We start from the raw sequence: 26,366 nt of genomic DNA, 5'->3' as shown, positions 1-26,366 counted from the left end.
CTCGGCGGGCGTGAACCCCCCCGCGACCACCGCGATCTGCATCGCCTGTTCCTGGAACAGCGGCACCCCGTAGGTGCGGCCCAGCACCTCCATCATCGCGGGGCCCAGATCCTCGACCGTCTCGCGCCCGCGGCGGCGGTTGATGAACGGGTGCACCATGCCGCCCTGGATCGGGCCGGGGCGCACGATCGCCACCTCGCACACCAGGTCGTAGAGGGTGCGCGGCCGCATCCGGGGCAGGAAGTTCAGCTGTGCCCGGCTTTCGACCTGGAACACCCCCACCGCGTCGGCGGCGCAGAGCATGTCGTAGACCGCCGGGTCCTCGGGCGGCACGTTCGCCAGGTCGTAGCGGCGGCCGCGGTGCTCGGCGATCAGGTCGAACGCCTTGCGGATGCAGGTCAGCATGCCCAGCGCGAGGATGTCGACCTTCAGCAGCCCCAGCGCGTCGATGTCGTCCTTGTCCCATTCGATGACGGTGCGGTCCTCCATCGCCGCGTTCTCGATCGGGCACAGCTCGTCCAGCCGCCCGTGGGTGATGACGAAGCCGCCCACGTGCTGGCTGAGGTGGCGGGGAAAGCCGATGATCTCGGCGATCAGCCGCGCGGCCAGGCGGATGCGGCGGTCGGCCGGGTCGATGCCGGCCTCGCGGATGCGGGTGTCGTCGGGGGCGGCCGCCGACCAGCCCCAGATCTGGCCCGAGAGCCGGGCGATCACGTCTTGCGACAGGCCCATCACCTTGCCGACCTCGCGGATCGCGGCGCGCGAGCGGAAGTGGATCACGGTGCCGGTCAGGCCCGCGCGCTCGCGCCCGTAGCGGGCGTAGATCCACTGGATCACCTCCTCGCGCCGCTCGTGTTCGAAATCGACGTCGATGTCGGGCGGCTCGCCGCGGTCCTTCGAGATGAAGCGCTCGAAGATCAGGGTGATCGATTCGGGCGGCACCTCGGTGATGCCCAGCAGGTAGCAGACCACGGAATTGGCGGCCGAGCCGCGCCCCTGCGCGAGGATGCCCTTCTCGCGCGCGGCGGCGACGATGTCGTGCACGGTCAGGAAATAGGGGGCATAGCCCATCTCGCCGATCAGCCGCAGCTCCTTGGCGACGCGCTCGGCGATGTGCTGCGGCGCACCGGCGGGATAGCGCCAGCCCAGCCCCTCGCGGCACAGCCGGTCAAGCCGGTCCTGCGCCGGCTCGCCGTCGCGCGTCTCGTCGGGGTAGTGATAGCGCAGGTCGTCGAGGCGGAAGGCGCAGCGCTCGGCGATCTCGACCGAGCGGCGCAGCGCGGCCGGGAAGCGGTGGAACAGCCGCGCCATCTCGGCCCCGGATTTCAGCCGCCGCTCGCCGTTGGGCAGCCGGCGGCGGCCGATCTGGTCGATGGTGCAATGCTCGCGCAGGCAGGTGAGCACATCGGCCAGGGGGCGGCGCGCGGCGCGGTGCATCAGCACGTCGCCGGTGGCGACGAGCGCGAGGCCCGTGGTCTGCGACACCGCCGCCAGCCGGTCGAGCCGCGCCTCGTCGCGCCCGTCATAGCGCGGGGCGGCGCCGAGGAAGCTGGTGGCGGGGAAGCGGGCGCGCACCTGCTTCAGGTCGGCCAGGACCGCACCGGTCCAGCCATCCAGCGGGTCGGGCGGCAGCGCGATCAGCATCATCCCCTCGGCCGCCTCCAGCAGGTCGCGCCGGTCGAGGTCACACTGCCCCTTCCCGGCCCGCCGCTTGCCCAGGGTCAGCAGCCGGGTGAGCCGCGCCCAGGCGGCAAGGTCGGCGGGCAGGGCGATCCAGTCCACCGCGCTGTCGCGCAGCACGATCCGCGCGCCGGGGATCAGCCGGGGCAGCGGGGTCTGCAGCGGCGCGAGGGGCGCGGGGGCGGGGGCGCGGCTTTGGCGGCTCGCGCCGTCGGTCACGCGCTGCGAGCGGATCCCGGGTGCGTTCTGGGCCGCGCTTTGGGCCGCGCTTTGGGCTGCCTCGTCCCGCATCCGGGCCAGCTCCTTCAGCGCCGAGAAGGCGCGCACCACCCCCGCGACGGAGTTGCGGTCGGTGATCGCGATCGCCTCGAGACCCAGCTCGGTCGCGCGCGTCACCAGTTCCTCGGGGTGTGAGGCGCCGGTGAGAAAGGTGAAATTCGAGGTGACGGACAGCTCGGCATAGCGGGTCATGCGAATTCCCCCTGGGCGAACCAGCCCGGGTCCTGGGGCGTGAAATAGAGCCACAGCCGCCGCCCCTCGCGCGTTTCGATCCGCCAGTAGTCGCGCAGCCCGCGCCGCCAGCCGGGATCGTCGAGCCACCATTCCGGCGCGATCCGCTCGGGCCCGGTGGCGCGCAGCGTGGTCAGCCGCATCCGGCGCCAGCGGAAGCGGCGTGGCGGGTGCGGGCCGGGGCCGGGGGTCTCGACCGGCTCGGGGGGGAACAGGCTCAGCGGGCGGATGCGCGGCGCGAACCAGCCGGTCGCGGGCTCGGACCAGGCGAAGGGCGCGCGCAGGAAGGCGCGCTCGGGGATGTGGCTGTCGGCCGGCAGCAGGCGCTGGACGTTCTCCAGCCCGATGCGGTTGCCGATCCGCGTCACCAGGTCGTCGAGCGCGGCGGAACGCGCGGGGGGGGCAGCGGACCCGCTCTGGGTCAGTCCGCGCCGGGTCAGCCCGCTCTGGGTCAGCTGGCGCGGTGGCATCGGCTCGACCAGCGTGGCCTGCAGCCGCAACTGGTCGATGCCGAAGCCCGCGTCCAGATCCTCGATCCCGCGGTCGAACAGGGGCAGGATGCGGGCCGGTTCGACCATGGGGCTGGCCAGCCGCAGCTCGACCTGCAGGTCGCTCTGGTCGACCCGGCGCAGGGTCAGGCGCAGGCTGCGCGCCCCCACCTCGCGCGCGGCGAGCGTGGCGCACAGCCGCCCGAGCAGCCGTGCCGTCAGCCCGCGCAGGTCGTCCTTCAGCCCGATCGGCTCGGGCAGCGTCATCCGCACCGCGTCGCGCGGCGGCTCGGGCAGGGGCGAGATCTCCTCGCCCCGCGTGCCCAGCGCCTGGTCGAGCCGGGTGACCAGCCCCGGCCCGAAGCGGCGTGCCAGCGGTGCGCGCGGCTGTTCGAGCAGGTGGCCGATCGTCTCGAGCCCCATGCGGCGCAGGCCCGCGGCCGTCTCGGGATCAAGGCGCAGCGCCTCGACCGGCAGCGGGGCGAGCGCGGCGCGGGTCTCGCCCGGGCGCGCGCGGCCGCCGCCGTTGCCGCCGCCGTTGCCGTCGCCGCTGCCGTGGCGCGCCAGCGCCCAGGCGGCGCCGCGGCTGTCGGCCAGCCCCAGGCGCGCGGTGATCCCGCCGCGCGCGAGGCTTGCGCCCAGCCGGTCCAGCGTCGCCGCCTCGCCGCCGTGCAGATGCGCCGCCCCGGTGAGATCGAGCACCAGCCCGTCGGGCGCCTCGAGCCCGACCCAGGGGCACCAGCGCGTGGCCCAGCGCGCGAGCATCGCGAGGAACCGCGCCTCGGCCTCGGGCGCGGCGGGGCGGGTGACCAGCCCGGGGCAGAGCGCGCGGGCATCGGCGGCGGCCATGCCGCGCGCCAGGCCCGCGGCCTCGGCCCCGGCCGTCAGGCAGTGCAGCCGGTCGGTGTTGCCGGTGCGCGCGATCAGGGCGAAGGGGCCGGGCTCAGCGGGCCAGCGGCGCAGGACCCGGTCGCTCGCCAGCCGGGGAAACCAGATCGAGACGATGCGCCGAGATCGACCACCGGACATGCCAGCCCCCAAGAGTTCCTGATTTGTTCTTGGTAAGCTTCCATTCGGCCAGAGTCGAGTCCTCGTGCCCCGCATCGGCCAAGGGCCTGCAATCCCAGCGGGTTTCGGCGGCGTTGCTGCCCTCGCCCTCGGGAATCAGGCAGATCGCGGTGCTGGTGCCGGCGGCTGCGGCCAGTTGCAGGCGGCGGCCGCGGGTCAGGTCGGTGGCCTGCGCCAGCTCTGCCACCACCAGCCGCACCGCGCCGTGGCGCAGCGCCTCTTCGGTGACGGCCAGCGTCTCGACCGTGTCGCGGGTGCGCGCCAGCAGCAGCCGGCCGGGATCGAACCACAGCGCGAGGCCCAGCGGGTTCAGCCCCCCGGGGCGCCAGTCCTCGGCCACCCACAGCACCGGGCCCGGCAGCGCCGCGGCCAGCGCCGCCGCAAAGGCGGTGGCGCCGGGGCCGGTGACCTCGTGCATGCGGCCCGGGCGGGGCGGGAAGGGCAGGGGATGGCTCATCTGGGGCGGCTGCCGGGGCGCTGTGGGGGCTGGATTCGGGGTGGGGTCCGGATGGATTCGGGCCCCGATCATAGCGCAGGGCACGCGGCGCGGCGAGATCGGCTGCCAGCTGTTGACCCGGCGCCGGGCGGGCGCCTAGCCTCGGCCGGTCAGGATCCGGAGCACGCATGCAAGGCTGGGAGACCCGGGTGCGCCCGGCGGTGGAAGGCGATGTGGCGGCGGTGGTCGCGATGGTCGCGGCGCTGGCGGCGCATCACGGCGATGTCTCGGCACTGACGCCCGAGGGGCTGTTGCGCGACGCTTTCGGCGCCGACCCCTGGGTGCGGCTGCTGATCGCCACCCGGACGGCGGCGGGCGCGGCCTGCGGCTATGCGGCGCTGACGCGGCGGGTGCGGCTGCAGGAGGGCCTGCGACGGATGGAGCTGCACCACCTCTACGTGGCGCCCGGGCAGCGGGGGCTGGGACTGGGGCGCGCGCTGGTCACGGCGAGCGCGGCGGTGGCGCTGGGGCTTGGCTGTGACCGGCTGTCGGTCGGCACCGACCCCGACAACCTCGCCGCGCAGGGCTTCTACCGCGGCTGCGGGTTCCGGCGGCTCGACACCTTCCCGCCGATGTTCGCGCTGGATCTGGCGGGGTGATCCGGCAGCGGCGCGGGGCCGCCGCCGGGGGGCGGGTCAGCCCGGGTGCTTGGCAAAGCGCAGGTAGGGCAGCTTGATGTCCAGCTCGCCGTACTTCGCCCGCGCATCCGCGTCCGAGACCGAAAGCGCGACGATCACGTCCTGCCCCGGCACCCAGTTCGCGGGCGTGGCGAAGGGCACGCCGTCGGTCGCCTGCACCGCGTCGAGCGCGCGCAGGATCTCGGCGAAGTTGCGGCCCACCGACATCGGGTAGGTCATCGTCAGCCGCACCTTCTTGTCCGGCCCGATGATGTAGACGGTGCGCACGGTCGCGGTATGGGCGGGGGTGCGGCCCTCGGTCGGCGTGTAGTACTCGGCCGGCAGCATGTCGAAGGCCTTGGACACCGCCAGCGAGGTGTCGTCGATGATCGGGAAGTTCGCCGGGCTGCCCGAGAAGGCCTCGATGTCCTTTTTCCACCGGCGGTGGTCCTCGGCCGAGTCGACCGAGACGCCCAGCACCTTGGTGCGGCGCTTCTCGAACTCGGGCGCGAGCCGGGCGACGGCGCCGAACTCGGTCGTGCAGACGGGCGTGAAGTCGCGCGGGTGCGAGAAGAGGATCGCGTAGCCGTCGCCGATCCAGTCGTGGAAGCGGATCGCGCCCTCGGTCGAGTCGGCGGTGAAATCGGGGGTGACGTCGTTGATGCGCAGGCCCATCGGGTATCCTCCTGTCAGGTCTTCCCCTTCGACATAACCGTGTCCGCCAGGGCTTTCACCCCCCGCGCGCATGGGTCGCACGATTAGGGACCGCATTCCGCCGATGGCCGCGCGGGCGGACGAGGGGGGCCGCGATGGGCCCGCCCGCTAGACCGCCGTTCCCGCGCCGATGCGCGCGAGGAACTCGAGCGCGCGGCGGTCCTCGATCTCGCCGGCCTCGATGTTGTCGACCTTGCGCATCACCCGGCGCAGGTGGTCGGCATCGGGGGTGGTCAGGTTCGGGCCGCGGGCGATCTTGGCGCGCAGCTCGGCATCCGATCGCGTGTAGTAGTGGTTCAGCTGGATCCGATCGGCGGAATAGAACGATTGCGCCTCGCGGCCGCGCGCGCTGGTGCGGGTGCCGCGGTCGTTGACGGTGTCGGCGCTGCCATCGGTCTCGATCGAATGCACCTTCATCGCCGTCACCCGGCAGGGATCGACGATCATCTTGAAGTTGCGCAGGCCCTTCGCGTCGCTCATCGGGTCGGGGTTGCGGCGGGTGTAGTTCGCCAGCACCCCGCCCCCGGGCATCGCGTCGTGCCCGTTGCGCCCGAACATGTGCCAGGGCAGCGAGATGTTGGCATGGGCCTCGAGCGCCGCCAGCGCCGCGGGCAGGCTTTCGTCGCGCACCGGCACCAGGAATTCGTCGACGTCGATGAAGCTCATCCAGCGATAGCGGGCGCCGAAATTCCTGACCGCATGGGCATAGGCCAGCACCTGGTTGTGGATCTCGGCGCCGGTGCGGGCATCGGCCAGCTTCTGGTCCCAGGGGATCACCGTGGCCATCCCCGGCACCGCGGCCTGCAGCGCGGCGATGGTGCCGTCGGTGCAGCCGTTGTCGTAGACATGGAAGGCGCGCACCCCGGCCAGCGCGTGGAACCGCGCCCATTCGGCGATATGGGTCTGCTCGTCGCGCACGATCAGCACCACCGCCAGCCCGTGGCGGTCGGGCGCCGGGCGGGGGGGAGTCAGCCCGAGGCGGGTGATGGGATGCGCGCGGCGGAAGATCCTGAACATGGCTCCGCTCTAGCAGGTGGCGAGCGGCACGGCAAAGCGCGCGTTCCGCAGGCGGGTGCACCGGCACGACCGACCGGCGCGACGTGGCGGGCGACGTGCGTGGGGGAGGGCGCAGGCAAGGGAGCGGAGGGGCGAAGGCCCGTTTGCGTCGCCGGGGTGTCGCCTTCGGCCTTGCGGGCGCCGCCCGGGCGCCTAGGCTCTGGCCCGGAACGAAGAGGTGCCCCATGATCGAGAAACGCGACTTCTACATCGACGGCCAGTGGGTCGCGGCGCAGCAGGGGCAGGACTGCCTCGTGATCGACCCCTCGACCGAGGAGCCCTGCGCGGTGATCGCGCTTGGCGGTCCCGCCGACACCGCGGCCGCGGTCGCCGCCGCCAAGGCGGCCCTGCCCGGCTGGCGCGCGACCCCGCCCGCCGAGCGTCTGGCCTTCGTCGAGCGCCTTCTCGAGGTCTACAGGCGCCGCGCGCCCGAGATGGGCGCCGCGATCAGCCTCGAGATGGGGGCGCCGATCGACATGGCGATCGACGACCAGGCCGCCGCCGGCACCTGGCACATCGAGAACTTCATCGAGGCGGCCCGGCATTTCGAATGGCTCCGTCCGCTGGGGCCGCAGGCCCCCGGCACGATGATCGCGCAGGAGCCGGTGGGCGTGGTCGCGCTGATCACGCCGTGGAACTGGCCGATGAACCAGGTCACGCTGAAGGCGATCCCGGCGATGATCGCGGGCTGCACCATGGTGCTCAAACCCTCCGAGGTCGCGCCGCTGTCCTCGCTGCTGTTCGCCGAGATCGTGCACGAGGCCGGGCTGCCGCCGGGCGTCTTCAACCTGGTGAACGGTGACGGCGCCGGTGTCGGCACGACCCTGTCGGGGCATCCGGACGTGGCGATGGTCAGCTTCACCGGCTCGACCCGCGCGGGCATCGCGATCACCAAGACCGCGGCCGACACGCTGAAGAAGGTCGCGCTGGAACTGGGCGGCAAGGGCGCCAACCTGATCTTCGCCGATGCCGACGACGCGGCGGTCAAGCGCGGCGTGCGCCACTGCCTCTACAACTCGGGCCAGTCCTGCAACGCGCCGACCCGGATGCTGGTCGAGCGCCCGGTCTACGACCGCGCGGTCGAGATCGCGCGCGAGGTCGCCGAGGCCACCCGCGTCGCCCCCGCCTCCGAGCACGGGGCCCATATCGGTCCCGTCGTGTCCGAGGCGCAGTACGAGAAGATCCAGGGCCTGATCGCGAAGGGCATCGACGAGGGGGCGCGGCTGGTCGCCGGCGGTCCCGGCCGGCCCGAGGGGCTGAACCGCGGCTTCTTCGTGCGCCCCACGGTCTTCGCCGACGTCACCCCCGGCATGACCATCGAGAAGGAGGAGATCTTTGGCCCGGTGCTGTCGATCATCCCCTTCGAGACCGAGGCCGAGGCGCTGTCGATCGCCAATGACACCGTCTATGGCCTGACGAACTACGTCCAGACCCAGGACGGTGCGCGGCGCAACCGGCTGGCGCGGGCGCTGAACGCGGGCATGGTCGAGACCAACGGCCAGTCGCGCGGACGCGGCGCGTTCTTCGGCGGCATCGGCGCCTCGGGCCGCGCGCGCGAGGGCGGGCACTGGGGGATCGAGGAGTTCTGCGATTCCAAGGCGATCTCGGGCTGGGCGGCCGAGTGACGCTGCCCGACCGCTTCGCCGCGATCTCGGACATCCACGGCAATGCCGACGCGCTGGACGCGGTGCTGGCGGATGCCGGCCGGCTGGGGATCGCGGCGGTGGTCAACCTTGGCGACAGCACCGGCGGGCCGCTGTGGAACGCGCGCACGGTCGAGACACTGCGCGCGCGCGCCATCCCGACGGTGCGCGGCAACCACGACCGCTGCGTGATCGACCCGCCCGGCGGCCGGCACAGCCGCTGGGACGCCTGGGCGCACGAGGAACTGACGGGAGAGAGGCAGCAGGCGTCGCGCGACTGGCTGGCGGCGCTGCCGCCGGTGCTGGCGCTGGGCGACGTCCTGCTGTGCCACGCCACGCCCGGCGACGACCTGACCTACTGGCTGCACGAGGCCGGGCGCGGGCGGATGATCCCGCGCCCGCTCTCGGCGGTCGAGGCGCTGGCGGGACCGCTGGGGGCGGCGCTGATCCTGTGCGGCCATACTCACCAGCAGGGCGCGGCGCGGCTGTCGGACGGGCGGCTGGTGGTCAATCCCGGCGCGGTCGGCAGCCCCGCCTATGCCGACGACCTGCCCGAGCCGCATGTCTCCGAGGCCGGGACCCCGGATGCCCGCTACGCGGTGCTGACGCGCGGGGCCGCGGGCTGGGCGGTCGAGTTCCGGCTCGTGCCCTACGACCCCGCCGCCGCGATCGCCCGCGCCCGGGCCCGCGGCGCCGAGGACTGGGTGCGGCCGCTGGCGCTGGGCCGGGTCTGAGCGGCCAGCCCGGCCGGATCGCCACCCGCGCCTGTCCTTGGGCCGATGGCGCCGGCGCCCCCTTGCGCGACGGCGCCATCGGGCCGAGGATCCGCGGCATGGACCGCCACAGCTATCGAGACGACCCCGCCGTGCCCGCGTTCGACGACGCGGCACCGGTCGCGGTGATGGATGCCGGCTGCGCCGCCTGCAGCTGGGGCGCGCGGATCATCCACCGGCTCGACCGGACGGGCCGGGTGCGGATCTGCCCGGTGCAGTCGCCGCTGGGCGCGGCCCTGCTGCGCCATTACGGGCTGGACCCGGACGACCCGGCAAGCTGGCTGTTCCTCGACGAGGGCCGCGCCCATGCCGGGTTCGACGCGGTGCTGCACGCGGGCCGGCGGCTGGGCGGCTGGGGCCGGCTCGCGGCCGTTCTGCGGCTGCTGCCGCGCCCGGTGCGCGGCGCGCTCTACCGCTGGCTCGCGCGTCACCGCTACCGGCTGTTCGGGCGCGCGGACCTTTGCGCGCTGCCCGATCCGGCCTTCCGGGCGAGGCTGCTGCGGTGAGGGTGCTGATCGTCGGCGGCGCGGGCGTGTTCGGGTCGCGGCTGGCGCGGATGCTGGTGCGTGACGGCCATGCGGTGACGGTCGCGGGGCGCGACCTCGCGGCGGCGCGGGCGGTGGCGGGCGCGCTGGGCTGCGCGGCGCTGCGGCTCGACCGCACGGGCGACCTTGCCGGGCTGGCGGGGCACGAGGTCGTGGTCGATGCCAGCGGGCCGTTCCAGGACTATGGCGCCGATCCCTACCGGCTGGCGCGGGCGGCGCTGGGCGCGGGGGCGCATTACCTCGACCTGTCGGACGACGCGGGCTTTTGCGCCGGGATCGCCACGCTCGATCCCGTGGCGCGGGCGGCGGGGCTGGCGGCGCTGTCGGGCCTGTCGACGCTGCCCGCGCTGTCGGGGGCGGCAGTGGCGGCGCTGGCCGGCCCGGACCGGCCGCGGATGATCGACGTGGCGCTGCTGCCCGGCAACCGCAGCCCGCGCGGCGTCTCGGTCATGGCCGCGATCCTGACCCAGGCCGGGCGCGATGTCCCGGTCTGGCGCGGGCGGTGCTGGATGCGGGCGCGCGGCTGGTCGGACCCGCGCCGCTATGCGCTGCCGGGGGGCCTCGTGCGCGAGGGCTGGCGGATCGGGGCGCCGGACCTGTGGCTGTTCCCGGCCCGCTTCGGTGCCGACAGCGTGACCTTCCGCGCGGGGCTGGAACTGGCGGTGCTGCGCCGCGGCCTGCGGGCCTTCGCGCTTCTGCGGCAGCTGACCGGCTGGCAGGGCCCGATCGGCCCGCGCCACCCGGTGCTGCGTCTCGCACGGGGGGCGGCCACCGCGCTCGGGCGGGCCGGCACCGGCCGTGGCGGCATGGTCGTCGAGATCGTGGCAGGCGAGGAACGGCGCTGGTGGCGGCTGCTGGCCGAGGGCGGCGACGGGCCGTTCCTGCCCGGCGTCGCGGTGCGGGCGCTCCTGCGGCGCGAGAGGCTGCCGGTGGGCGCGGGGCCGGCGGTGACGGTGATCTCGCTGGCCGAGGCCGAGGCGGCGATGGCGGACCTGGAGGTGCGCCACGAGACCGGGCGCGCGCCGCTCGCGCCCCTGTTCGCGCAGGTGCTGGGGCGCGACTTCGACGCGCTGCCGGGGCCGGTGCGCGCGACCCACCTGACCGCGGACGTGGCCCGCTGGGAGGGGCGCGCCTCGGTCACCCGGGGGCCCGGGCGCTGGGCGCGGCTGCTGGCATGGGCCTTCGGCTTTCCGCCCGCGACCGCCGACGTCGCGGTGCGGGTGACCAAGACCGTCACGCCGCGCGGCGAGACATGGGAGCGGCGCTTCGGCGCGGCGCGGTTCCGCTCGCACCTTGCCGCGACGCCCGCGGGCATGACCGAGCGCTTCGGCCCGTTCACCTTCCGGCTCGGCCTGCGGCGGCGCGACGGCGCGCTCGACTATCCCGTCGTCGCGGGCCGGTTCGGGCCGGTGCCGCTGCCGCGCCGGATGCTGCCGGTCTCGGTCGCGTCGGAGACGGCCGAGGACGGGCGGTTCCGCTTCGACGTGGCGCTGCACGCGCCGCTGACCGGCGGGCTGATGGTGCGCTATCGCGGCTGGCTGGTGCCGGCGGCGGGCGAGGACCCGGCCCGGCAGGCCGGGCGGGGGCGGTGACGGCTCAGAACGGGCAGGGGGCCGAGAAGCTTTCCATCCGGCCGCTGTCGGGATGGCGGAACCCCAGCGTCTCGGCATGCAGCATCAGGCGGGGGAAGGCGCGGGCCGGCCCCTCGGCATAGAGCGGGTCGCCGAGGATCGGGTGCCCGGTCTCGCGCATGTGCACGCGCAGCTGGTGGCTGCGCCCGGTCTTCGGGTAAAGCCGCACCCGCGTCGTGCCGTCGTCGTCGTGGCGCACCACCCGCCAGTCGGTGACGGCGGGCTTGCCGGTCTCGTGGTTCACGTGCTGGCGCGGGCGGTTCGGCCAGTCGACGATCAGCGGCAGGTCGACCGTTCCGGTCTTCGGCTGCAGGTGCCCCCACAGCCGGGCGACATAGACCTTCTTCGTCGTCCGCGCCTCGAACTGCTGGCCAAGGCTCTTCTGCGCCGCCGCCGTCAGCGCGAAGACGATCACCCCCGAAGTGTCGAGATCGAGCCGGTGCACCAGAAGCGCCTCGGGAAAGGCCGCGAGCACCCGCGCCTGCAGGCTGTCGGCCCGATCCGCGCCCCGGCCCGGCACCGACAACAGCCCCGCCGGCTTGTCCAGCACCAGCACCGAGGCGTCGCGGTGCAGCACCGCGAGCGGCAGGTCGGGCGGGGCGTAGATGAAATCCTCGGACATGGGGCCAGCCTCTAGCCTGCCGCGCGCGGTCAGTCGAGCGCCAGCCGCGCCGCGAGCGCCGCGTAGATCACCGCCGAGACCTTGCCAAGCCGCGCCATCCGACGCGCGACCGCGCGGTGGGCAAGGCCGGCGAGTGCGCCGTAGCCCGCGGTGATCAGCGTTCCGGTCAGGGTGAAGAGCGCGCCCAGCGCGAGGATCTGCACCGCGACCGGCCCGCGCGCGGGATCGGTGAACTGCGGCAGGAAGGCAAGGATGAAGAGCACGGGCTTGGGGTTCAGAACGTTGGTCAGCGCGCCCTTGCCGAAGGCGCGCAACATGCCGCGCTGGCCCTGAATCGGGTCCTGCCCCTGAGCCGCCGGTGCGACCGGCGCCGCGGTCCAGCCCTTCCAGGCAAGCCAGGCGAGATAGGCCGCGCCCGCCCAGCGGATCGCCTGCAGCGCCCCCGGGCTGGCCGCGACCAGCGCCGACAGCCCCGCCGCCGCGAGACCCACGTGCCACAGCCCGCCCAGCCCGACCCCGAGCCCCGCCGCGATCCCCGCGCGCGGCCCGCCCGACAGCCCGCTCGCCGTGGCGAACATCACGTCCGGCCCCGGCGTCAGGTTCATCACCATGCCGGCGGCCAGGAAGGTCACAAGCTCGGGCCAGGGGATCAGCATCGGGTCACCCGCGCCTCACTCGGCCTCGGCGAAGGTCTCGGCCAGGATCGCGGTCAGCGCCGCCGCATCGGCCTCGGTGAAGGCGGCCTCGGTGTCGCTGTCGAGGTCGAGCACCCCGAGCAGCCGGCCCGCGCGGTTCCACACCGGCAGCACCAGCTCGGACCGGGTCGAGGAGGCGCAGGCGATGTGGCCGGGGAACAGCTCGACATCCGGGACGAGTTGCGGCGTGCCGGTGCGGGCGGCGGCGCCGCAGACCCCGCGCGAGAACGGGATCACCAGGCAGCCGTGGCCGCCCTGGTAGGGGCCGATCTTCAGCAGCTCGGGCGCGACGACCCGGTAGAACCCGGTCCAGTCCGCCAGCGGGTGCGCGGCATGCAGCTCGCAGGCCACGGTCGCCATCAGCGCGACGGTGTCGGTCTCGCCGTGGGTCAGGGCGGCGAGGTCGCGGGCGAGGGCGGGATAGTCCATCGGTCGGGCTCCGGGCTGCGGGGATGGCCGACGTTCTACCCGCCCGTCGTGTCGCGGGGAAGGGGGCGGTGCGGATACGGGGGCGTGCGGGTATGGGGGCGTGCGGGTATGGGGGCGTGCGGGTACGGGGGCGTGCGAGGGGGCGCTGCCCCCGCCCCTGCGGGGCCCCCCGGGATATTTGGGCCAATGCGAAAGGGGGGGCGGTCAGGCGCGTTCGAGCGCGATCGCCGTGCCCTCGCCGCCGCCGATGCAGATCGCGGCGATGCCGCGCCGCGCGCCGCGCAGCTCCATCGCGTTCAGCAGCGTGGCCACGATCCGCGCGCCCGAGGCGCCGATCGGGTGGCCGAGCGCGCAGGCGCCGCCGTGGACGTTGACCCGGTCATGGTCGAGCCCCAGCTCGGCCATGAAGGCCATCGGCACCACGGCGAAGGCCTCGTTGACCTCCCACAGGTCGACATCCTCGGCGCGCCAGCCGATGGAGTGCAGGAGCCTGCGCGCGGCCGGCACCGGCGCGGTCGGGAACAGGCCCGGCGCCTGGGCGTGGCTGGCGTGGCCGGCGATGCGGGCGCGGATCGCGAGGCCCTCGCGCTGCGCGGCGGCCGCCGTGGCCAGGACCAGCGCCGCCGCCCCGTCCGAGATCGACGAGCTGTTGGCGGCGGTCACGGTGCCGCCCTCGCGGAAGGCGGGCTTCAGGGTCGGGATCTTCTCGGGCCGGGCGCTCAGCGGCTGCTCGTCGAGCTGCACGAGCATGTCGCCGCCGCGGGCCGAGACGGTGATCGGCACGATCTCGGCCGCGAAGGCGCCGGTCTCCTGCGCGGCGCGGGCGCGGGCGAGCGAGGCGGTGGCATAGGCGTCCTGCGCGGCGCGGGTGAAGCCGAAGGCGGTCGCGCAATCCTCGGCGAAGGTGCCCATCAGCCGGCCCCGGTCATAGGCATCCTCGAGCCCGTCGAGGAACATGTGGTCGATGACCTGGCCATGCCCGAGCCGCGCGCCCGCGCGCATCTTCGGCAGCAGGTAGGGGGCGCGGGTCATGCTTTCCATCCCGCCCGCGACGATCACCCCCGCCGCGCCGAGCGCCAGCCTGTCGAAGGCCAGCATCGCCGCCTTCATCCCCGAGCCGCACATCTTGTTCACCGTGGTCGCGGGCACGCCCTCGCCGAGGCCGCCGGCAAAGCCCGCCTGCCGGGCCGGCGCCTGGCCCTGCCCGGCCGGCAGCACGCAGCCCATGTACAGCTCCTCGACCAGCGCCGGGTCGGCCAGCGCCGCCTTCAGCGCCGCCGCGATCGCCGCGCCGCCGAGCGCCGCGGGCTCGACCCCCGCGAACACGCCCTGGAATCCGCCGATCGGCGTGCGCAGGGCGGCCGAGATCACAACCTCGTCCATCGATCCTCCCCCGGGCCGCGCGCGTTTGGCGCCGTCCCGCCTTCCGGGATCGAGGTTACGCATTGATAATGGTCTGCGTCTACCGTTGGCACCGGCGGTCGGGCGGTGCCGGGGCGGGGTGACGCGATGTCAGTCCCGCCGCGGCGCGGTCGGGGCCGCGGCGGCGGGAGAGGCGGCATGAACCTTCAGAGCTTGCGGCAGGGCCCGGTGCTGGTGGTCCGGGTCGGCGAGCCGCGCATCGACGCGGCGGTCGCGATCCAGTTCAAGGACCGGATGCGGGCGCTGATCGCCGAGGCGCCGGGGATCGAGCGGGTGATGCTGGAGCTGGGCGCGGTCGATTTCATCGACAGCTCGGGGCTTGGTGCGATCGTCGCGGTGAAGCGGGCGCTGGACCCGGCGGCGCTGGACCTCGCGGCGCTGACCCCGCCGGTCGAACGGCTGTTCCAGCTGACCCGGATGGTCGAGTTCTTCCGGCTGCATCCTGGCGTCTCCGGTGCTGCACAGGAGGCCTCCGGCGGTGGCGGTGCGCAGGACACCTCCGGTGCTGGGCTGGACGACTCCGGCGCTGGGCAGGACGCAGAGGCGGGGCCTGACCCCGGGCCACCGGCGGCGGCCGGCGGCGGGGCGGCGCAGGGCGGCGGAGCCCCGGGGTGAAGCCGGTCGGGCGGCCTCCGGACGTCACGGCAGGCGATGCGCCGCGCCCGGCCGGGCCCGTCACGGCGCCGGCAGCGGCCGCGGGCCAGAGGGTGGCGCCGCGGGACCGCGGGGCGCAGGCGGATCGGCCGGACCGTGCCGCGGCACGGGGCAGCACGTGCGAGGGCGTCGTCCCTGCGCGCCCGCAGCCCGTGGGCGCAGGGGCGGCGGGCGCGGCGTCACAGGCTGATCACGACGCGCCCGGATGCGCCAAACCGGTTCAGGCCGCAGCGCAGGCGGCCCGGGGCGACGGCGCCGGACGGCGGGCACCCGGGACACCGGGGGCGACAGGTATTGGGACCGCCTGCGACAGCGGGCAGGGCGCTGGGCAGGGCACCGGGCAGGGCGCTGGGCAAGCTACCGGGCAGGGTACCGGGAAGGGCGTTGGGCAGGGCGCCGGGCCGGAGCGCGGGGCACTTGCGGGAGGCCACGGGGCCGGGACGGATGCCCCGGGCGCGGATCGGCCGGTGCCGCCATTGCGGGGCATGGCCCGCACGCCGGAGCCGGTGACCTGGAACGGGCCGGTCAGGATCTGCGCCCATGCCGATGTCGGCGCCGTGCGGCAGCTTCTGGGGCTGGTCGTGCACCGGGCCTCGTCGGTGATGAACCCGGTCGCGGCAGAGACCGCGCAGCTGGTGATCGCCGAGGTGCTGAACAATATCGTCGAACATGCCTATGCCGGGCGCGGCGGGCCCGTGGTCCTGCGGATGCGCCACAGCGCCGGGGTGATGGTCGTGTCGATCTCGGACTGCGGGCGCGAGCTGCCGCTGCAGGTGCTGACCCGGGGCGATGGCCCGGATCCGCGACTGGCCGAGGGTGGCTTTGGCTGGCCGATCATCCATCACTTCGCGCGGCGGCTCAGCTATCGGCGGGTCGGACGCTGGAACCGGCTGCGGTTCTGCCTGCCGCTGCGACTGCCCGCCGGCTGACCCGCGCCATCACGGCGCTTTTCCTCATCGCTCCGCTTCACCGCCTGACACGTTTGCTTCGCGGCATCGTGTCACGCAGCGGTACGGCCCATGCCCCGGGCCACCCTTCCCGCCACCGATCCGGCCCCGGTCGTGCCGTCGGCGGCCGGCTGCGACCGGCGCCGAAGATGGCATCGGCCACTGCGGTATTCGCCACGAACTTTCCCCAATAGGGGCCAATGGGCGCCGGATTGCCCGGCGAAAAGAGACGGGTAGCTGCACAGGCTTCCCTCGGCGCCGCGTTTCAACAGCCCCCACCCAGTTCGCGGCGTCGAGGTCGTGCAGTTCCTAGGCCGGACAGATGCCAGAGGCATCGCCAGCCAGACCGCCAGCCGCCAGCGGCCGGGCCCCCAGATCCTCGTAGAGACGCAGCAGATAGCCATCGGGATCGGCGACGATCACCTGCCGGTTCCCGACCTCTTCCGCGCCACGCCGGTACCACCGGTCCTCGGGGCCGAGATGCGGCGCGACCCCGGCGTCGGCAAGCCGACCCAGCAGCGGCGCCAGCGCCGGCACCCGGATCTGCAGGTTCATGCCGCGCCCGAACGGGCGGTCGGCCGGCCCGAGGCCGGGATCGAAACTGCGCCCGAGATCGTACTGGTCGAGCATCAGCTGCGCCTCGCCCAGCGCGAGATAGGCGAACCCCTCGTCCGGGCGATCGTAGAGGCAGGCGAAGCCGAGCAGATCGCAGTAGAAGGCGCGCGAGGCCTGCCAGTCGGTGACCGACAGCTCGGGCACCATCGCGCCGCCGGGCTCGGCCATCGTCAGTTCAGCTGGAAGTGCAGCGGGTAGCGGCCATCCTCGAACTCGCCGAACAGGTCGGGAAGGTCGGGGTGATCGACAGGCTCGCCGGTCTCGTCCTCGACGAGGTTCTGCTCAGAGACATAGGCGACGTAGTAGCTGTCGTCATTCTCGGCCAGCAGGTGATAGAACGGCTGCTCGCGCTCGGGGCGGCTGTCTTCGGGGATGGCGTCGTACCATTCCTCGGTGTTCGAGAATTTCGCGTCCACGTCGAACACCACCCCCCGGAAGGGATGGCGGCGGTGACGCACCACCTGTCCGATGTTGTACTTGGCGCGGGTCGGCTGCATCTGGAACTCCTATTCTTTACCTAATACTGACCACGGCCCGAGTCCACGGGTCACATGCCGCGCTGCCGCATCGCGGCTGAAACAGTGTGTCGGACCGCATCGCACAAATCGGCCCTCGGCACGGGTCGCCGGCACGGGTCGCCGGCACGGGGCCGCCGGCGCATCGGCAGGGCGGCCACAAGCCGCCGCCGCGCAGCGGAATCGGATTTCCTCACCGGCAGAAGTCGCGTAAACTCCCGCCAAAATAAGACAATGCGAGGGGCCATGAGCAGACTTCTTCGCGCATCGGTATTTCTTCTGGTCGCCGCCTGCGGCGGAAACTACTCCGCGCCGTCGCGGCTGGATGATGCCTGCGCCATCGTAAGCCAAAGACCGGACTACCTGCGCGCGATGCGCAGGACCGAAGCCCGCTGGGGCGTTCCCGTGGCCATCCAGATGGCGACGATCTACCAGGAATCCAAGTTCATCGGTAACGCGCGCACGCCGCACCGCTATGCGCTGGGCGTGATCCCGATGGGGCGGTCAAGCTCGGCCTATGGCTACAGCCAGGCGCTGGACGGGACCTGGGACGACTATGTCGCGGCCACCGGGCGCTGGTCGGCGCGCCGCGACCGGATCGACGACGCCACCGATTTCATGGGCTGGTACATGGACCAGAGCGCGTCGCGCCTCGGCATCCCGAAGACCGACGCGCAGAACCAGTACCTGGCCTATCACGAGGGCCGCACCGGCTTTTCCCGCGGCAGCCACCTGAAGAAGGGCTGGCTGATGGGCGTCTCGGGGCAGGTCGCGCAGCGCGCCGTGCTCTACGACACCCAGCTGCAGTTCTGCCGCGGCTGACACCGCGCCGATACCCGACCCAAGGTCGACCGGGGCCCGCGCCGCGCCGCCGGTCGCGGGCCCCGCGATGTCCGGGGCCCGGCCCGGGCCTCAGCGGTTGCGGGCCTCGTTCGTGATCGAGAAGGTCGAGGGCGGGAAGTCCGCGGCCGTCATCTTGCCCAGCTTCACCAGCGTCCTGCCGCCCGACTCGTCGGTGACGATCCATTGCGCCAGCCGGATCGGCGAGGGTTCGAAGAACATCGTCATGGTGCCGATCTCGGGGCGATTGGGGTCCTGCACCGTGACCGTGGTCATGCCGTCCTGCTCGCCATGGCCGACGACCGAGCGCGAGACCCGCCAGTCGACGGTCGAGCGCAGGATCAGGTTCAGCGGCGTCTGCGACAGCGGGTACTGCTCGGGCGGCAGGTTGGACTTCGCGTCGAAGATCGCGACCTGCCCCGCGCCGGCCAGAACCAGCGAATTGTCGGGCTTGGTGTATTCGAACCGCATCCGGCCGGGCCGCTTGATCTTCACGATCCCTTCCGAGCGCGACCCGTCCGGGTTCAGCTGGGTGAAATCGGTCTGAACCGAGCCGATGCCGTTGATGTAGTTCGACAGCGCGGCCAGCGAGACCGGCGCGGCCACGACCGGACCGGCCACGAGAACCGAGGTGACCGCGGCGGCGACGAACGTGAGGGCGGGGCCCGCGAGGGCGCGAATGCGTTTCATGGCCCCCAAACTAGGCGCGCCCGCCTCCGGTTCCCAGAGGGCACGTATCACGATTGACGGCAGGGCAGGGGGCCGCCCGCGCCCGCCCCCGTGATCTGGGCCCGTGATCTGGGCCCGTGATCTGGGCCCGCCGGATCCCACCGACCAGCCAGGGGCGCGGCGACAGGGACAAAACGAAAGGGGCGGCGCCCCGCGGCACCGCCCCCGATCCGTCACCGCCGGTGCCGGGCTTACTGCTCGGGCACCAGGATCTCGCGCTTGCCGACGTGGTTCGAGGCCGAGACGACGCCCTGCTCCTCCATCTGCTCCACGAGCTTGGCGGCCTTGTTGTAGCCGATGCCAAGCTTGCGCTGGATGTACGAGGTCGAGACCTTGCGGTCGCGCAGCACCACCTGCACGGCCTGGTCGTAGAGCGAATCCTCGGCATCGGTGTTGCCGCCAAGGCCCAGCACCGCGTCGATGTCCGACGCGCTGTCGTCGTCCGGCCCCTCGACCACGCCCGACAGGTACTCCGGCGGACCGAAGCTCTTGAGGTGGTTCACCACCTCCTCGACTTCCTCGTCCGAGCAGAACGGCCCGTGGATGCGGGTGATGCGGCTGCCGCCCGCCATGTAGAGCATGTCGCCCATGCCCAGCAGCTGCTCGGCGCCCATCTCGCCCAAGATGGTGCGGCTGTCGATCTTCGAGGTCACCTGGAACGAGATCCGGGTGGGGAAGTTCGCCTTGATCGTGCCGGTGATGACGTCCACGGACGGGCGCTGCGTCGCCATGATCAGGTGGATGCCCGAGGCGCGCGCCATCTGCGCCAGGCGCTGGATGCAGGCCTCGATCTCCTTGCCGGCGACCATCATCAGGTCGGCCATCTCGTCGACGATGACGACGATGTAGGGCAGCGACTTCGGCTGGAATTCCTCGGTCTCGAAGATCGGGTCGCCGGTCTCTTCGTCGAAGCCGGTCTGGACGGTGCGCTTGAACAGCTCGCCCTTGTCCAGCGCCTCCTTCACGCGACCGTTGTAGCCGTCGATGTTGCGTACGCCCATCTTCGACATCTTGCGATAGCGTTCCTCCATCTCGCCCACGACCCACTTGAGGGCGACGACCGCCTTCTTGGGATCGGTGACGACCGGGGACAGAAGGTGCGGGATGCCGTCGTAGACCGACAGTTCCAGCATCTTCGGGTCGATCATGATCAGCCGGCATTCCTCGGGCGTCAGCTTGTACAGCAGCGACAGGATCATCGTGTTGATCGCGACCGACTTGCCCGAACCGGTGGTGCCGGCGATCAGCAGGTGCGGCATCTTCGCCAGGTTCGCGACGACCGGCCCGCCCGAGATGTCCTTGCCAAGCGCCAGCGGCAGCTTGGCATTGCCGTCGCCGAAGTCGCGCGCGGCCAGGATCTCGCGCAGCACGACCTTCTCGCGCATCGCGTTCGGCAGCTCGATCCCGATGACCGAACGCCCCGGCACGGTCGAGACCCGCGCCGACAGCGCCGACATCGACCGCGCGATGTCGTCGGCAAGGCCGATCACGCGGCTGGCCTTCAGGCCCGGGGCGGGTTCGAGTTCGTACATCGTGACAACGGGGCCGGGCCGGACCGAGACGATCTCGCCCTTGACGCCATAGTCGTCCAGCACGCTTTCCAGCATGCGCGCGTTCTCTTCCAGCGCCTCGTCCGACAGGGTGTGGCGCTCGACGGTGGCGGGGCTTGCCAGCAGCGACAGCGGCGGCGCCTCGTAGTCGTCGGCACCCGAATCTTCGAAGCGCAGCTTGGGCTGGGCCTCGGCCTGGGCCTGGCGCGACGGCGCGGCGGGCTTCTTGGCCGCGTGCTGCACGACCTTCTTCGGCTCGGGGCCACGGAAGATCGGCGGGGCGGCCGGGGCAGGGGAGGGGGCCCGGCCGGCGTCCAGGGCCGCGTCCTGTGCGCCCGTCCGGGCAAAGGCGCGCGGCTCCTGCGCGGCGAGCGCGGCGAAGGCCGCGGCCTCTTCCTCGCTCTCCTCGTAGTCGTCCTCGTGCGCCAGCGCGACCGAGGCCGGCGGCAGGTGATCCTCGCCCGGGGCGGGGGCGGCGAACTGCGCGGGGTCGAGATCGGGCTCGAAGGCCTGGATCGCCTCGCTCTCGTCCCAGTCCTGGCCTTCCCAGTCCTGGCCGTTCCACTCGGGCTCGTCCCAGGCCGGATCGGCCACCAGCGGCGCCTGATCGACCGGCGGCATCGCGGCGGCGCGGCGCGCAGAGATCTGGCTGGCAGCGCCATGGTCGGCGGGGATCTGGCCGGCCTGCAGCGCGGCCTGCCGCGCGGTCAGCGGCGGCTCGGCCACGCGCGGGGCCGGCGTGGCGGGGCCGCGCGGCATGAACCGCGGCTCGGCCGAGAAGGCGCGCTTGGGGGCGGCGGCCGCGGGGGCGGCCGTGGCCGCGGCAGCGGCGCCGAACAGCGGGCCCGCGGCGGCGGCGGCCCGGCCCAGCAGGCCCTGGCGCGGCGCGGCGACCGGCGGTTCGTGGCGCTCGGGGGCGCGCTGCGGCTCGGGCGCGTGGCGCGCGTCGGCGACAAGGCGCGAGCGGTTCTGCACCGCGTCGGCGATGCGGGCGCGGATCCGGTCCTCGGTCGGCTCCTCGCCGGCATGCAGGGCCCGCGGGGCGGGGCGCTCGACCAGCTCGGGCTCGGGCGCGGCCATCGCCGGCTCGGCGCGGCGCATCAGGCCGGGCACCCGCGACAGCAGGCCGGCGCGGGCGGGCTGTGCCGCGGGATGGGCGGCCGTCTGGCCCGGGGCATAGCCCGCGGGCTCGGGGTAGTCCTCGAAGATCTCGTCCTCGTCCTCGGCCTCGACGAAGGCCGTGGGCTGGGCGCGGTGGACGGCGGCGGTGCGGCGGGCGGCGGGCGCGGGGATCCGCGCTTCGGCCTCGGCCTGCTCCTGCGCCCAGGCGCGCGCCTCGGCGGCCCGGCCGCGCGCGGCCTCGCGCCGTTCGCGCATCTTCTCGGCGGCGCCTTGCGCGCCGCGCATCGACAGCGCGGCCCCGATGCCGGCCAGCTGCAGAAGCTGGCTGTAGATGATGATCGCGCCGATCATCAGGAAGCGGGCGATCGCCTGCAGTTCGGGCCGGCTGAAGCCGGTGACGAAGGCGCCGGCGGCCAGCATGCCCGCGCCGACCAGCAGCGACATCAGCTTCAGCGTGAAGCTGGCCTTGACCGGGGTCACGTCGATCAGCACGCCCAGCACCGTGTCGCCGAACAGCCCGCCCAGCCCGAAGCTGTGGGTCCAGGCCGCGCCAGGGATCAGGGTCGAACAGTAGACCGACATCGCGGCGATGCCGATCGGGGCGAAGATCACCCGGCCGATGGCACGGTCCTCGCCGCGGTGCAGGATGAACCGCGTGCCCCAGGCGAAGAGGCAGATTGCGATGCCCCAGGCGCCGTGGCCGGCGATCACGTAAAGCGGCGAGGCGATGGCCGCGCCGATCCGGCCCAGCAGGTTCGACGGCGGCACGTCGGTGGCCGACAGGAACGACGGGTCGTCGGGCGAATAGCTCACCAGCATCAGCGACACGAGGATGCCCAGCGCGACCAGGCCCGCGCCCAGCAGTTCCTTGCCGCGCCGCTCCAGCGCCGCCTGCATGTTCTCGTCCAGAAGCGGATCGCGTTGCCTGATGTGGTAGGACGCCATTCTCTTCTCCTTAGCCATAGAGGCAGTCGCGCAGGCGGATCAGACCGGCCTGCAGCTCTGCCTCGGGCGCGACGAGCGCGACCCTGATGTATTGGTCGCCGGGATTTCCGGCGCTGGTGTCGCGGGACAGGTAGGCACCCGGAAGCACCCTGACCCCTGTTTCTGTCCAAAGCTTGACCGCCGCGGCCTCGCCCGTGCCGACCGTGTCGGGCACCGGCAGCCACAGGAAGAAGCCGCCCTGCGGCAGCGCGAAGCCCTGCACGCCGGCGAAGACCTCGGCCGTCATGCGGAATTTCGACGCGTACAGCGCGAGGTTGGCGCGCACGTGGACCTCGTCGTCCCAGGCGCGGCGGCTGACCTCCTGCAGGGGCAGCGGCACCGGCGCCCCCTGGTACGAGCGCAGCTGTTTCACCCGCGCCATCGCCTGCGGCCCACCGGCGACGAAGCCCGAGCGCAGCCCGGGCAGGTTCGAGCGCTTGGAAAGCGAATTGAAGATCAGCACCCGCTCGGGGTCGGTTCCGGTCGCCTGCATCACCGCCAGCGCGCCGGGCGGCGCCGCGTCCGAGTAGATCTCGGAATAGCATTCGTCGGCGAGCACGCGGAAATCGTGCTTCTCGGCCAGCGCCATCAGCCGCGCGAGATAGTCCTCGGGCGCGATCGCGCCCTGCGGGTTCGCCGGGCTGCAGATGTAGGCGGCGGTGGTGCGGTCCAGGATCTCGGGCGGCAGCGCCTCGTAATCGGGCAGGAATCCGGTCTGGGCGGTCGCCGGCACGAAGACGGGCTCGGCCCCGGTCGCGATCGCGGCCACGGCATAGACCTGATAGAACGGGTTCGGCATCAGCACGACCGGGCGCTGGCCGTTCTTCATCTCGGGCGCGGTGGCGAGGCAGGCGTTGAACAGCGCCTCGCGCGTGCCGTTGACGTTGCAGACCTGCGTCGCGGGATCGACGCTCACGCCATAGCGCCGGTCGATCCAGCCCGCGATCGCGGCGCGCAGGCCGGGCGTGCCTTCGTTCGGGGGGTACTTGCCGAATCCCTCCAGCGCACCCGCCAGCACCTCGCCGACCCAGTCCGGGAACGGGTGGCGCGGCTCGCCGATGGTCATGGCAATGGGCTCACCGCCCGCGGGCAGGTGATCGATCAACGCCCGCAGACGCGGAAACGCGTAATCCGGCAGGTTCGAGAACCGCTCGGGAAATGCCATGACTGCCTCTCGTCCGGGGTCTGTTTCGATGCCCCGTTTTGCCGCGAGACTATCCGAGCGGCCGGGCGGGGTCCAGAAAAAGCGGCCCCGCCGGGGCGGGGCCGCAAGCCGTTGTGGCTTTTCAGCAAAGCGCCGCTTCCGCCGCGACGCCAAGCCGCAGCAGCCGCTCCTCGCTCATCGGCGGGCCCATCAGCGACAGGCCGGTTCCGGGCACAGCCGTCGGCAGCGTCAGCACCGCCAGATCCAGCAGGTTGCCGATCCGGGTGTTGCGCAGCGCCAGCAGGTTCTCGGTCGCGAAATAGGCCGGGTCGTCCAGCAGCCGCTGCGCGTCCGGCGGCAGGATCGGCGAGGTCGGGATCAGCACGGCGTCATACTCTGCCGTCGCCGCGTACCACGCGGCCCGGATCTCGTAGAGCCGGTTCCAGGCCGCGACGAAATCGGCGGCCGAGACGGCGCCGCCCCCGCGGAACCGCTCGAGCACGGGGCCGTACATCTTGTCGGGCGCGGCCTCGATCACCGCCTTCCAGGTGCCATAGGCCTCGGGCGCCACCAGGAAGCCCGACAGCGCCAGCGCCTCGGACACCATCGGGAAGGCGCGCCGCTCGATCGCGGCGCCCGCGGCCTCCAGCGTCGCCACCGCGGCCTCGAAGCCCGCCACCGGCGCCTCGCGCGCGTCCTCGAAGGGCGCGCCCTCCAGCACCAGAAGCCGCGCCCCCTCGAGGCTCGCCCCCGCCAGGTCGCAGGGCCTCGTGCCCTCGAGCGCCGCCAGCAGCAGCGCGCAATCCTCGACCGAGCGGCACAGCGGGCCCACGGTGTCGAACCGCGCGGCGAGCGGCACCACCCCCTCTAGCGACAGCCGGCCATGGGTGGTCTTCAGCCCGGTCAGCCCGTTCCAGGCCGACGGGATCCGCACCGAGCCGCCGGTGTCCGACCCGATCCCGGCCGCCGCCAGCCCCAGCCCGACCGACACCGCGGCGCCCGAGGACGAGCCGCCCGGCGCCAGCGCCGGGTCGATCACGTTCGGCGGCGTCGCGGTCGAGGGGTTCATCCCCAGCCCCGAGAACGCGAGTTCGGTCATATGGGTCTTGCCCAGGCACACCAGCCCCTGCGCGGTCGCGTTGCGCAGCACCAGCGCGTCGGTCTCGGGCACCCGCCCCGCCAGAAGCGGCGTGCCCGACTCGGTCGCGACGCCGGCGGTGTCATAGAGATCCTTCCACGACACCGGCACCCCGTCGAGCGGCCCGCGCCGCAGGCCGGCCTTCGCCCGCGCCGCCGCCGCCGCCGCCTCGGCCCGGGCCCGGTCCTCGGTCAGCCGGGCGTAGATGCGCGGGGTGTCGGGATGGGCCTTGATCGCGGCCAGATAGGTTTCGGTCAGCGCCACCGGGTCGATCTCGCCGCGGTCGATGCCGCGGCCGAGCTCCGCGGCGGTCATGGTGAGCCAGTCCTGCATCCGGTGACGCCTTTCCTTGTCCTTGGTCGGCGCGACGCTAGCCCTGCCGCGCGGCATGGACAATCCCGCGCGGACGGCCATATTCCGGCGCATGGATCGCGACGTTCTCATCGTGGGCGGCGGGCTGAACGGCCCCGCCCTGGCGCTCGCCCTCGCGGGGGCGGGCCTCACCTCGGCCGTGATCGACGCGCGCCCCGCCCGGGCCCGCGCCGAGGCCGGCTTCGACGGGCGCGCCTATGCGCTGGCGCTGGCCTCGGTCCGGCTCCTGGGCGCGATCGGGATCTGGCCCGCGCTCGCGCCGCTGGCGCAGCCGATGCTCGCGGTCGAGGCCGCCGATGCCCGCCCCGGCGAGACGCCTGCCCCCTTCGGGCTGCAGTTCCTCTCGGCCGAGATCGAGGAAGGGCCGCTCGGCCAGATGGTCGAGGACCGCCACCTCTATGCCGCCTTCCTGCAGGCGATGGCCGACAGCCCCGCGATCGACCACCACCCGGGCTGCACGGTGACGGCGCAGCAGGCCGGCGCCGCCGGCGTCACGGTCACGCTGGCCGACGGGCGCCACCTGTCGGGGCGGATGCTGGTCGGCGCCGATGGCCGCGCCTCCGGCACCGCCGCGCGCGCGGGCATCACCCGGACCGGCTGGGGCTATGGCCAGACCGCGCTCGTCGCCGCGATCGCGCACGAGCGGCCGCATGGCGGCACCGCGCGGCAGGTCTTCCTGCCCGGCGGCCCGCTCGCGATCCTGCCCCTGACCGGCGACCGGTCCTCGATCGTCTGGAGCGAGACCGACGCGAATGCCGCCCGCATCGCCGCGCTCGACGACCGGGCCTTCCTCGAGGTGCTGCGCCCGCGCTTCGGCGAGGCGCTGGGGCCGATCGCGCTCGCCGGCCCGCGCTTCACCTATCCGCTGGGCCTGACGCTCGCCGATGCCTATGTCGCCGACCGGCTCGCGCTGGTGGGCGACGCGGCGCATGGCGTGCACCCGATCGCAGGCCAGGGCCTGAACCTCGGGCTGCGCGACGTGGCGGCGCTGGCCGAAACCCTCGTCGACGCGCACCGCCGCGGCGAGGATATCGGCGCCCTCACCGTGCTCGACCGCTACCAGGGCTGGCGGCGCTTCGACGCGACGACGCTGGCGCTGGGGATGGACGGGGTGAACCGGCTCTTCGCGACCGACAACCCGCTGGTGCGCGGCGCGCGCGACCTCGGCATGGGCCTCGTGCAGTCGATCCCGGCCCTGCGCCGCGGCTTCATGCGCCAGGCCGCCGGCCTCTCCGCCCCGCCCGGCACCCGCCTGCCGCGGCTGATGGACGGCCGCCCGCTCTGAACCGCCCGCTCTGGTCCGCCCGCGCTCTTTCGACTTTGCACAAATATCCCGGGGGTCCGGGGGCAGCGCCCCCGGCCCTGGC

24 protein-coding genes are annotated in these 26,366 nt (G+C 73.5%); 9 read left to right on the top strand and 15 right to left on the bottom strand.

Annotated elements, in window-relative coordinates:
- From V8J39_RS11010 to V8J39_RS11000, 3 genes are all read right to left on the bottom strand, one after another.
- Positions 1-2,151 (bottom strand): PHP domain-containing protein (locus V8J39_RS11010; RefSeq protein ID WP_336460926.1); only part of this gene is annotated, 2,151 nt, incomplete at its 3' end.
- The gene (locus V8J39_RS11005) at positions 2,148-3,707 is read right to left on the bottom strand and encodes a Y-family DNA polymerase (protein ID WP_336460925.1); all 1,560 of its coding nucleotides are present in this window, start codon (positions 3,705-3,707) and stop codon (positions 2,148-2,150) included. The genes V8J39_RS11005 and V8J39_RS11010, both read right to left, overlap by 4 nt.
- Positions 3,622-4,203 (bottom strand): ImuA family protein, encoded by a 582-nt coding sequence (locus tag V8J39_RS11000; protein WP_336460924.1) that lies wholly within the window; start codon positions 4,201-4,203, stop codon positions 3,622-3,624. The genes V8J39_RS11005 and V8J39_RS11000 overlap by 86 nt, the downstream gene beginning before the upstream one ends.
- Positions 4,204-4,370: 167 nt before the next feature.
- On the opposite strand from V8J39_RS11000, the gene V8J39_RS10995 reads away from it, so the two are divergent.
- Positions 4,371-4,841: a GNAT family N-acetyltransferase gene (locus V8J39_RS10995; protein ID WP_336460923.1), complete on the top strand. Its 471-nt coding sequence runs from the start codon at positions 4,371-4,373 to the stop codon at positions 4,839-4,841.
- A 36-nt stretch (positions 4,842-4,877) separates the two neighbouring features.
- Here V8J39_RS10995 and V8J39_RS10990 read toward each other — a convergent pair whose 3' ends face one another.
- Both V8J39_RS10990 and V8J39_RS10985 read right to left on the bottom strand, forming a co-directional pair.
- Positions 4,878-5,534 (bottom strand): peroxiredoxin, encoded by a 657-nt coding sequence (locus V8J39_RS10990; protein ID WP_336460922.1) that lies wholly within the window; start codon positions 5,532-5,534, stop codon positions 4,878-4,880.
- A 147-nt stretch (positions 5,535-5,681) separates the two neighbouring features.
- Positions 5,682-6,590: a glycosyltransferase family 92 protein gene (locus tag V8J39_RS10985; protein WP_336460921.1), complete on the bottom strand. Its 909-nt coding sequence runs from the start codon at positions 6,588-6,590 to the stop codon at positions 5,682-5,684.
- A 224-nt stretch (positions 6,591-6,814) separates the two neighbouring features.
- Between V8J39_RS10985 and V8J39_RS10980 the strand changes: the two genes are divergently transcribed.
- From V8J39_RS10980 to V8J39_RS10965, 4 genes are all read left to right on the top strand, one after another.
- Complete coding sequence (locus V8J39_RS10980; RefSeq protein ID WP_336460920.1) at positions 6,815-8,254, top strand: aldehyde dehydrogenase family protein; 1,440 nt, start codon at positions 6,815-6,817, stop codon at positions 8,252-8,254.
- Positions 8,251-9,006: a metallophosphoesterase family protein gene (locus V8J39_RS10975; protein WP_336460919.1), complete on the top strand. Its 756-nt coding sequence runs from the start codon at positions 8,251-8,253 to the stop codon at positions 9,004-9,006. The genes V8J39_RS10980 and V8J39_RS10975 overlap by 4 nt, the downstream gene beginning before the upstream one ends.
- Before the next feature lie 98 nt (positions 9,007-9,104).
- Entirely contained in the window at positions 9,105-9,551 is a 447-nt protein-coding gene (locus V8J39_RS10970; protein ID WP_336460918.1) for a thiol-disulfide oxidoreductase DCC family protein, read from the top strand.
- On the top strand, positions 9,548-11,182 hold the full coding sequence (locus V8J39_RS10965; RefSeq protein WP_336460917.1) for an SDR family oxidoreductase: 1,635 nt from the start codon (positions 9,548-9,550) through the stop codon (positions 11,180-11,182). The genes V8J39_RS10970 and V8J39_RS10965 overlap by 4 nt, the downstream gene beginning before the upstream one ends.
- Before the next feature lie 4 nt (positions 11,183-11,186).
- Here the strand turns inward: V8J39_RS10965 and V8J39_RS10960 are convergent, their stop codons facing one another.
- The 4 genes from V8J39_RS10960 to V8J39_RS10945 all read right to left on the bottom strand — a co-directional run bounded on the left by V8J39_RS10960 (position 11,187) and on the right by V8J39_RS10945 (position 14,350).
- The gene (locus V8J39_RS10960) at positions 11,187-11,843 is read right to left on the bottom strand and encodes a pseudouridine synthase (RefSeq protein ID WP_336460916.1); all 657 of its coding nucleotides are present in this window, start codon (positions 11,841-11,843) and stop codon (positions 11,187-11,189) included.
- A gap of 29 nt (positions 11,844-11,872) precedes the next feature.
- The gene (locus V8J39_RS10955) at positions 11,873-12,499 is read right to left on the bottom strand and encodes a LysE family translocator (RefSeq protein WP_336460915.1); all 627 of its coding nucleotides are present in this window, start codon (positions 12,497-12,499) and stop codon (positions 11,873-11,875) included.
- Between the two features lie 15 nt (positions 12,500-12,514).
- Positions 12,515-12,967 carry a GAF domain-containing protein gene (locus V8J39_RS10950; protein WP_336460914.1) on the bottom strand — a complete coding sequence of 151 codons (453 nt, stop codon included), beginning with the start codon at positions 12,965-12,967 and terminating at the stop codon, positions 12,515-12,517.
- Positions 12,968-13,171: 204 nt separating this feature from the next.
- Complete coding sequence (locus V8J39_RS10945) at positions 13,172-14,350, bottom strand: acetyl-CoA C-acyltransferase (RefSeq protein WP_336460913.1); 1,179 nt, start codon at positions 14,348-14,350, stop codon at positions 13,172-13,174.
- 177 nt (positions 14,351-14,527) lie between these two features.
- On the opposite strand from V8J39_RS10945, the gene V8J39_RS23565 reads away from it, so the two are divergent.
- Together V8J39_RS23565 and V8J39_RS10935 are read left to right on the top strand one after the other, a co-directional pair.
- Positions 14,528-15,004 (top strand): STAS domain-containing protein, encoded by a 477-nt coding sequence (locus V8J39_RS23565; protein WP_442902577.1) that lies wholly within the window; start codon positions 14,528-14,530, stop codon positions 15,002-15,004.
- 524 nt (positions 15,005-15,528) lie between these two features.
- Positions 15,529-15,972, top strand: coding sequence for an ATP-binding protein (locus V8J39_RS10935; RefSeq protein ID WP_336460912.1), 444 nt, complete (start codon positions 15,529-15,531; stop codon positions 15,970-15,972).
- 327 nt (positions 15,973-16,299) lie between these two features.
- Here V8J39_RS10935 and V8J39_RS10930 read toward each other — a convergent pair whose 3' ends face one another.
- On the bottom strand, positions 16,300-16,773 hold the full coding sequence (locus V8J39_RS10930) for a bleomycin resistance protein (protein WP_336460911.1): 474 nt from the start codon (positions 16,771-16,773) through the stop codon (positions 16,300-16,302).
- Between the two features lie 2 nt (positions 16,774-16,775).
- The gene (gene hspQ / locus V8J39_RS10925) at positions 16,776-17,102 is read right to left on the bottom strand and encodes a heat shock protein HspQ (RefSeq protein ID WP_336460910.1); all 327 of its coding nucleotides are present in this window, start codon (positions 17,100-17,102) and stop codon (positions 16,776-16,778) included.
- A gap of 264 nt (positions 17,103-17,366) precedes the next feature.
- Between hspQ and V8J39_RS10920 the strand changes: the two genes are divergently transcribed.
- Positions 17,367-17,942, top strand: coding sequence for a transglycosylase SLT domain-containing protein (locus tag V8J39_RS10920; protein ID WP_336460909.1), 576 nt, complete (start codon positions 17,367-17,369; stop codon positions 17,940-17,942).
- 90 nt (positions 17,943-18,032) lie between these two features.
- On the opposite strand, the gene V8J39_RS10915 is transcribed toward V8J39_RS10920, so the two are convergent.
- The 4 genes from V8J39_RS10915 to V8J39_RS10900 all read right to left on the bottom strand — a co-directional run bounded on the left by V8J39_RS10915 (position 18,033) and on the right by V8J39_RS10900 (position 24,960).
- Positions 18,033-18,650, bottom strand: coding sequence for a LolA family protein (locus V8J39_RS10915; RefSeq protein ID WP_336460908.1), 618 nt, complete (start codon positions 18,648-18,650; stop codon positions 18,033-18,035).
- A gap of 230 nt (positions 18,651-18,880) precedes the next feature.
- Positions 18,881-22,306, bottom strand: a complete 3,426-nt coding sequence (locus V8J39_RS10910; protein WP_336460907.1) for a DNA translocase FtsK — start codon at positions 22,304-22,306, stop codon at positions 18,881-18,883.
- Between the two features lie 10 nt (positions 22,307-22,316).
- Positions 22,317-23,510: an aminotransferase class I/II-fold pyridoxal phosphate-dependent enzyme gene (locus V8J39_RS10905; RefSeq protein ID WP_336460906.1), complete on the bottom strand. Its 1,194-nt coding sequence runs from the start codon at positions 23,508-23,510 to the stop codon at positions 22,317-22,319.
- A 121-nt stretch (positions 23,511-23,631) separates the two neighbouring features.
- Entirely contained in the window at positions 23,632-24,960 is a 1,329-nt protein-coding gene (locus V8J39_RS10900) for an amidase (RefSeq protein WP_336460905.1), read from the bottom strand.
- A 55-nt stretch (positions 24,961-25,015) separates the two neighbouring features.
- Between V8J39_RS10900 and V8J39_RS10895 the strand changes: the two genes are divergently transcribed.
- Positions 25,016-26,284, top strand: coding sequence for an FAD-dependent monooxygenase (locus V8J39_RS10895; RefSeq protein ID WP_442902591.1), 1,269 nt, complete (start codon positions 25,016-25,018; stop codon positions 26,282-26,284).
- The last annotated feature ends 82 nt before the right edge of the window (positions 26,285-26,366 follow it).

It is taken from the genome of Frigidibacter sp. MR17.24 (assembly GCF_037095655.1).
Lineage (GTDB): Bacteria > Pseudomonadota > Alphaproteobacteria > Rhodobacterales > Rhodobacteraceae > Frigidibacter.
The sequence above is the reverse complement of the archived record's forward strand: the minus strand, read 5'-3'. Positions and strand labels throughout refer to the sequence as shown.